This window comes from Thermodesulfobacteriota bacterium (assembly GCA_026415035.1).
GTDB lineage: Bacteria > Desulfobacterota > BSN033 > BSN033 > UBA1163 > RBG-16-49-23.
Genome location: JAOAHX010000033.1, coordinates 23,111 through 29,634 on the forward strand (window position 1 = coordinate 23,111; position 6,524 = coordinate 29,634).

Sequence of the window (6,524 nt, forward strand, 5' to 3'; positions counted from 1 at the left end):
CTCACCCCCCGAAGTAGTCTTGTAGGAATCGGAGGATCGTTCTGAGCCCAAGGCGGTGTTTCTTGATATGACCCCAGATATCCTGAAGGGCCTTGCGGGACCGGGTGTAATAGAGGAGGTGGGCCTTCAGGAGATACCATTCCATGCGGACGAAGGAGAGGTGTGGGTGTTTGAAGACCAGATGCTGCATGTCGAAGAAGGACCAGGGAGACCGCCATTTGATCAGGCGATCCTTCACCTGCTCATAGATGGCCGTGCCCGGATAGGGAGTGAGAATGGAGAATTGGGCCACGTTGGTGTCGAGGCGTTTGGCAAAACGGATCGTCTCCCGGATCGTCTCGGGGGTGTCATCCAGCCCGCCGAGGATAAAGGAGGCGTGGATCTCGAGGCCATTCCGTTTGAGCATCTGGATGGCTCGGACGGTTTCCCCCACCTCAAGCCCCTTGTTGAGGGCCTTGAGGGTCTCCTGACGGGGGGATTCGACGCCGATGAAGATCGACTTCGCCCCTGCCCGAACCATCGCTTTGACCATCTCCTCGTTTCGGAGGAGGAGATCGGGCCTGGAAAGACACCACCACCAGAGGTCGAGGTTCCGTTCACGAATGCCCTCGCAGAGTTCGATGACCCTCTCGGGGTAGACGTTGAAGGTGTCGTCCAAGAAGGCGACAGCCCTGAACTGGTAGCGATGGTAGAGCTCCTCGAGCTCGTTCAAGATGGCCTCCACGCTTCTCATCCGGACCTTCGTCCCCCAGAAATGGGAGGAGGAGCAGAAGGCACAACGATAGGGACAGCCCCGGCTGGTGATTAAGGGCGTAATGGGCCGGTCTCCCAGCCTGGTCCTTCGGTAATCATTCATATCGATGAGGTGTCTGGCCGGAAGGGGAAGCCGATCCAGGTCTTCGAGAAAGGGACGTGGCGGGGTCCTCACCAGCTTGCCCTTTCGCAAGAAGCTGATGCCCTGAACGGATTCGATCCCCTCTCCTTTTTCCAGTCTCGAAACCAATTCCGAGAAGGTGACCTCTCCCTCGCCGTGAACGATGAAATCGACCTTTTGGGTCGAAAGGATCTCCTCATCGACATATCCGGGATGGGGGCCCCCCATCACCACCGTGCAGCCTTGCCGTTTTGCCCTCTCGGCAAGGTGGAGGGCCTGTTTGTGTCGGGTCGTATCGGTCGAGATGCCGATCAGGTCGTAAGATCGAAAGTCGAGGTCCCTTCGGTTCTTCTTCACCGCCAGGTCCCTCACCTCGACCTTAAAGCCTTCCCGCTCCAGATAGGCGGCAAGGTAGAGGATCCCGAGGGGAGGGAAGAGCACCCCGGTTGCCTTCAGGGTCCCGGCAGGGGCGGGGTTGATGAGAAGGATCTTCATGCCTTGCCAACCTTTCCCCGGTATCTCTCGCAGAGGTCTCCCCAGCAGGCCATCACCTCGTCAGCGACCACCAGTTCGATCACCTCGCATTGATTTCCGCATTCATTGCATTCGAAACCCCGGGTCACCCAAGGTTTCCGAATCGATTCAAATCCTCTGAATCGGGTCTGAGAAAGCCTGGCCCTCTTCACGAGTTTAGCCGCTCCGATGGCCCCCATCAAACCATAGTGCTCTGGCACGAACAGGGGGGTCTCCAGTTCTTTTTCAAGGGCCTTCCGGATCCCAGGATTGGCCGCCACCCCGCCCTGAAAGATGAAGGGAGGGAGCAGTTCTTTCCCCCGACAGACATTGTTGAGGTAGTTCTTCACCAAGGATTCGCAGAGGCCGGCTATGATATCTTCCATGGAATGGCCGATCTGCTGTTTGTGGATCATATCGGTCTCTGCAAAGACGGTGCAACGCCCCGCGATCCGGACGGGATGCCTGGCCCGGAGGGCCAGCCTCCCAAATTCTTCGATGGAGAGGCCGAGCCGGCCCGCCTGTTGGTCCAAGAAGGAACCCGTCCCGGCGGCGCAGACGGTGTTCATGGCAAAATCGACCACCACGCCGTTTCTCAAAAGGATCACCTTCGCATCTTGGCCCCCAATTTCGAAGATCGTCTTGGCCTCCGGGTAGAGGTCGAGGACGGCTACCGAATGGGCCGTGATCTCGTTCTTCACGAGGTCGGCTCCCACGAGAGAGGCGGCCAGATGCCTGGCGCTTCCGGTGGTGGCCACCCCCATGAGGGACGCCTCTCGGCCCACTCGAGTGAAGAGATGCTCCAATCCCCGCTGGATCGCCTCGACGGGGCGGCCGTTGTTGCGGAGGTAGATGGAGGCCAAGATTTCATCGGCCTCGCCGAGGAGGACCATCTTCGTCGTGATCGAGCCCACGTCGATGCCTAAGTACACGGCGGCCCTTTCCATCGGATCTAACCCTTCTTCCTCGCCTCCATGACCTCTCGAAAGGCCTCCAGCCGTGTGATCCATCCTTCCCTTGCGGAATGTTCATCGAGGGTGAGAAAGAGCACGGGAGGGGAGGCCTGCTCGTTCCTCTTCAACCGTCTTCGGATCAGTTCCTGAAGCAGGGCATCGATGCCGCACTTGAAGGAGGTGAGGAAGAGGATCCCGTCCACCCCCGTGGTGAGGAAATGGAAGAGGGCGCCGACGATCTCCCTGCCCGACGACCAGTAGATCTCCTTCGAAAGACCGCCAACCTGCCTCTCGATCTCCTTTTCAGGAAGGCCCTCCGAGGTGACCAGACCCATGCCCAGACTTTTGGCATAGGTCAGGATATCCTTGTTGATATCCGGATCGAAGAGGTTATAGGGATGGCCGATGAGGGCCACCCGGAAAGGTTTGTCTTCGACTTCCTCGGGCGTCCTCCTCTCCAGGTCGAAGAGCTCCTTTGTCGAAAGACCATTGATCCGTCTCTCCCATCCCTTCTGGAACTCGTGGAAGAAGGTCTCGGCCTTCTGAAAGGCCTTTCGGGCCTCTTTCTCAGAGGCCCCCAGTCGTCTTCCGATGACCAGGAAGGATCGGGGCAGGCTATATTCTCTCTCTCGAAGATCGATCGTCTCATCGAGGATGGAGATCCCACCCTCGAGGGCCAGCCGAACGACATCCGGGGCGGCCCTGAATTTCGGACACAGGATATAAGACCGATGGAGGCTCACCAGTCTCGGGATGAAGAGGTGGTCCACCGCCTTCTCCTTCAGATGGATCGCATGGGTGACGAGCAGCTTCATGGGAAGGCAGCTGTCCTCCAGGTAGTGGAGCTTCCCCCTCTTTCCCAACCCCTCCGAGACGACCACACGCCATCCCAACGCCTCAAAGAAGGTTTTCCAGAGGGGAAAGTACCGGTAGAACATGAGGGCTCTAAGGATCCCTATTCGGCCTTTCTCTTCCATTGTAACATCTCGACGAAGGCCTCCAGGAGGGTCTGGATCCGGCCTTCGACCTCTTGTTCGTCGAGGATCAAGGTGAGGATGGGAAGATTGAAATCCTTCCCCACCCGGGTCAGAATTCCGGAGGCCGTCGTCTCGGGCATACAGGCAAAGGGCATGAGATGGACGATCCCGTCGTATCCCTCCCGGGACCTCACGATCGCCTCTCCGATGGAGACGTTACATTCGGCTCCGACCTCATAACCGAGATAGGCCTTCGAGGCCTCTAAAAAGCGGGCCCTTTCTGAAGAGGGACGTTCCTGATTCCTCCTAAGACTTCTCAAGATATGGGTCGAAAACCAGGAGGTGCGGGTGACCTCCACCCCCAATTCCCCCAATTTCTGTTCGACTCCCCGGTTGATGTGGGGGTCCATCACCGTGTAGAGTTCTCCGACCACGGCCACTTTAAAAGGTCGACGCGAGAGGTCCTGGTCGGTCTTTTGAATCAAGGCCTTGCCCCGCCTCAACGCCTCTTCGAGCGCTCGAGGGGTCTTGGCCTCATCGACTTCCGAGAGGGCCCTTTTTAGCCGCCTCTGAGTCTCCCCTCGATCGACTTCCCTCGGCCTGACCTTCATGGCCAATCGTTCGAGGGCCTCGCAGGCCATCATCTTTTTCCATCCCATCCGGAGCCCGTGGGGGAAGAGGAGGATGTTCTTCCAGGTCAATTCCTTCTTCAGCTCCTTAGTTTCTTCGTAATTCTTCCAGAGGGCCTGCCAGGTCAGCCGGGGAGGGATCGTGAGCCATCGAAAGTGGAGGCCCAGGTCCTCAAGAATGACTTTCTGGACGAGGTCGTAGAGCCCCAGCCGGCAGGGGGGCCCACTCCCTACCATGACGATCGTGTCGGCTCCGAGCCGCAGGGCCTCAATAAAATTTCCGAGGATGACCTTAAAAGGGAGACAGATACATTCGTTGGAGTTCTGGACGCCCAGGGTGAGCGTCTTACGGCTCGTTTCGGGCGGGACGACGTAGGGGATGCCTGCGGTCTCTGCGATGGCCTTGCAGAAGATGTGCATGGTCCCCAGGTGGGGAAAGGTGACTTTCATCCATGTTGACCTGCGGTCCTTTTCTCGATGGGGGGAGAGGATTCCATCCCGATCCGGGCCCTCTCCCGCCACGCCGCCTCGGCTAAGGGGCGATACGATCTGGCGTAGGCCTCGATGGCCGTGGCCAGATCGGTGAAGAACTCCTCTGCCCCTGGATGGGTGAAGTATCTCGCATACTTGAGGGCGAGTTCCCTTCCGTGCTCGGGATGGTCGATCAGGGGGCAGTTGAGAAAGAGGTTGTCCGAAAAGGGCTGTCTCGCTCGAATCTCCTTAAAGAGCGGGGAGTTGAGGGCCTCGAAGAGGGACTTTTCCTTGACGTTGTCGTAGGCGAAGTGGCAGAAGACGCAGGGCTCCAAATCGCCACGGGCATTGACGTGGAAGTACTTCCTCCCCCCTGCGATGCACCCTTCGGTGAGGCAGCCATCGTTCCAGAAGTCGACCATGAGGAGGGGTTTGGTGGCCCGGAAGTAGGCGAACCGCTCTCGAATCCACGCCCTCTGCTGCGGGGTTGCCATCAGGCTCAGGTCAGCCTGGCGGCCGATCGGAATATAGTGGAAGTTCCAGAGAAAGATGCATCCTTTGTCCACCAGAAAGTCGACGAAGGCATCGCTCCCGATCGTCTCGGTATTGCGGGTCGTCTGGGTGGTCGAGACGGCAAAAAAGATGCCCGCCTTTTTGAGGAGGTCCATCGCCTTGACGATCTGGTCAAACCTCCCCTTTCCCCTTCTCTCATCCGTCTCTTCCCGGAAGCCCTCGAGGCTGATGGCGGGGACCACATTTCCCAGCGCGACGAACCGGTCGACCATCTCTTCGTCGATGAGAGACCCGTTGGTATAGACCTGGAAAAAGCAGTCTCCATGTTTTTCGAAGAGATCGAAGAGATCTTTTCTCAAGAAGGGCTCCCCCCCTGTGAGGATGACCAGGTAGATGCCCATCTCCTTGCATTCCCCGATGAGGCGATCGATCACCTCGAAGGGAAGCTCCTCCTCCGTGGGGTAAGAGCCCGAGTAGCATCCAAAGCAGTTGAGATTGCAGCGCATCGTGGGGCTCAGGAGCATCGCATTGGGGGGTTTAAAGCCCCTCTCCTCTTCAAAGGCCTTTCTCCGATTGGTGCCCACCAGCAGCTGTTGGATGATGAAGTTCGTGATGATCTTCTTTCGGTGAAGGGGATGGGTTTCGTTGAGAAGCCTTCTGGCGATCGTCAGGGCGGGGTGTTCGGTCTGGAAAAGAGTCCGGATCCAGCGGATCTTCTGGCGATAGGACTCCTTTTGAGGGATCCTTTCGGCCAAGAAGCTGAGGCGAATCAGGTTTTCCTTGGAGGCGCTGGCCAGAAGGGAGAGGGCCGCGGTGGTAAATTTGGTGATGGAGTAAAATTTCGCCTTTCGATAGAGATCCATCGAATTCACCAGAGGAGGCTTTTGAGAAAGAGTTTGCAGACAAGCCAGGTGTCGGTTACTGGCCTAAAATGGCTGGTATGCCTTCCATCCACGTTCGTTACGGTTATGGGAATGGATAACACACTGAACCCCTTTTTGCAAGCTTTGATCAGCAGTTCCAGCTCCATCTCAAATCCCTTGGTGGTGAGCGAGATCTCCCGCAGAACCCGGGTTCGGATCAATCGGAACCCGGACTGGCTGTCGGTGATGTCGGCGTGGCAGAGCCGGGAGACGGCTTTGACGCCCAGGCGATTCCAGAAACGGCGGAGAAAGGTCATCCGATGAAACTCCCAGGCTCGGGAGGCGATGAGGAGGTCCGGCTCGACCGCTTGAAAGGCCTTGAGAAGGATCGGGATCTGGAGGGGATCATGTTGACCATCGGCATCGAGGGTGATGACCAGGTCATAGTCTTGCTTCAGGATCGATTGAAATCCGGTCCGAAGGGCTGCCCCCTTTCCGAGGTTGGAAGGGTGCTCGATCAACGTCACTCCAAATCTCCGGACCACCTCGGCGGTTTTATCGGTCGATCCATCATTGACCACGAAAGTCTCGATGCCCAGGGCCTCTAATTTCTTCAACACCGAGCCGATCGTGGTTTCGGCATTATACGCCGGGATTAGGACCGATATCCTCTTCAACGGCTTGTTCCCCCGATCCAATATAATATAACCCGATTCAACGAAGAATACAGG

General features: G+C 57.6%; 6 protein-coding genes. All 6 read right to left on the minus strand.

The window, feature by feature from the left end; all coding sequences use genetic code 11:
* Position 1: 1 nt before the first annotated feature.
* Positions 2-1,369, minus strand: a complete 1,368-nt coding sequence (locus tag N3G78_13930; GenBank protein ID MCX8119014.1) for a B12-binding domain-containing radical SAM protein — start codon at positions 1,367-1,369, stop codon at positions 2-4.
* Complete coding sequence (locus N3G78_13935; protein ID MCX8119015.1) at positions 1,366-2,334, minus strand: acyl-CoA dehydratase activase; 969 nt, start codon at positions 2,332-2,334, stop codon at positions 1,366-1,368. The genes N3G78_13930 and N3G78_13935 overlap by 4 nt, the downstream gene beginning before the upstream one ends.
* A gap of 5 nt (positions 2,335-2,339) precedes the next feature.
* The gene (locus tag N3G78_13940; protein MCX8119016.1) at positions 2,340-3,278 is read right to left on the minus strand and encodes an acyl-CoA dehydratase activase-related protein; all 939 of its coding nucleotides are present in this window, start codon (positions 3,276-3,278) and stop codon (positions 2,340-2,342) included.
* A gap of 17 nt (positions 3,279-3,295) precedes the next feature.
* Positions 3,296-4,396 (minus strand): CoA protein activase, encoded by a 1,101-nt coding sequence (locus N3G78_13945; GenBank protein ID MCX8119017.1) that lies wholly within the window; start codon positions 4,394-4,396, stop codon positions 3,296-3,298.
* On the minus strand, positions 4,393-5,793 hold the full coding sequence (locus N3G78_13950) for a radical SAM protein (GenBank protein MCX8119018.1): 1,401 nt from the start codon (positions 5,791-5,793) through the stop codon (positions 4,393-4,395). Before N3G78_13950 ends, N3G78_13945 begins: the two co-directional genes overlap by 4 nt.
* Before the next feature lie 5 nt (positions 5,794-5,798).
* On the minus strand, positions 5,799-6,524 hold a 726-nt coding region (locus tag N3G78_13955), incomplete at its 5' end, for a glycosyltransferase family 2 protein (protein ID MCX8119019.1).

Excerpts from the sequence above, each read along its gene's own strand:
- N3G78_13930 (MCX8119014.1), bottom strand. The coding sequence starts at position 1,369 with ATGAAGATCCTTCTCATCAACCCCGCCCCTGCCGGGACCCTGAAGGCA.
- N3G78_13935 (MCX8119015.1), bottom strand. The coding sequence starts at position 2,334 with ATGGAAAGGGCCGCCGTGTACTTAGGCATCGACGTGGGCTCGATCACG.
- N3G78_13940 (MCX8119016.1), bottom strand. The coding sequence starts at position 3,278 with ATGTTCTACCGGTACTTTCCCCTCTGGAAAACCTTCTTTGAGGCGTTG.
- N3G78_13945 (MCX8119017.1), bottom strand. The coding sequence starts at position 4,396 with ATGAAAGTCACCTTTCCCCACCTGGGGACCATGCACATCTTCTGCAAG.
- N3G78_13950 (MCX8119018.1), bottom strand. The coding sequence starts at position 5,793 with ATGGATCTCTATCGAAAGGCGAAATTTTACTCCATCACCAAATTTACC.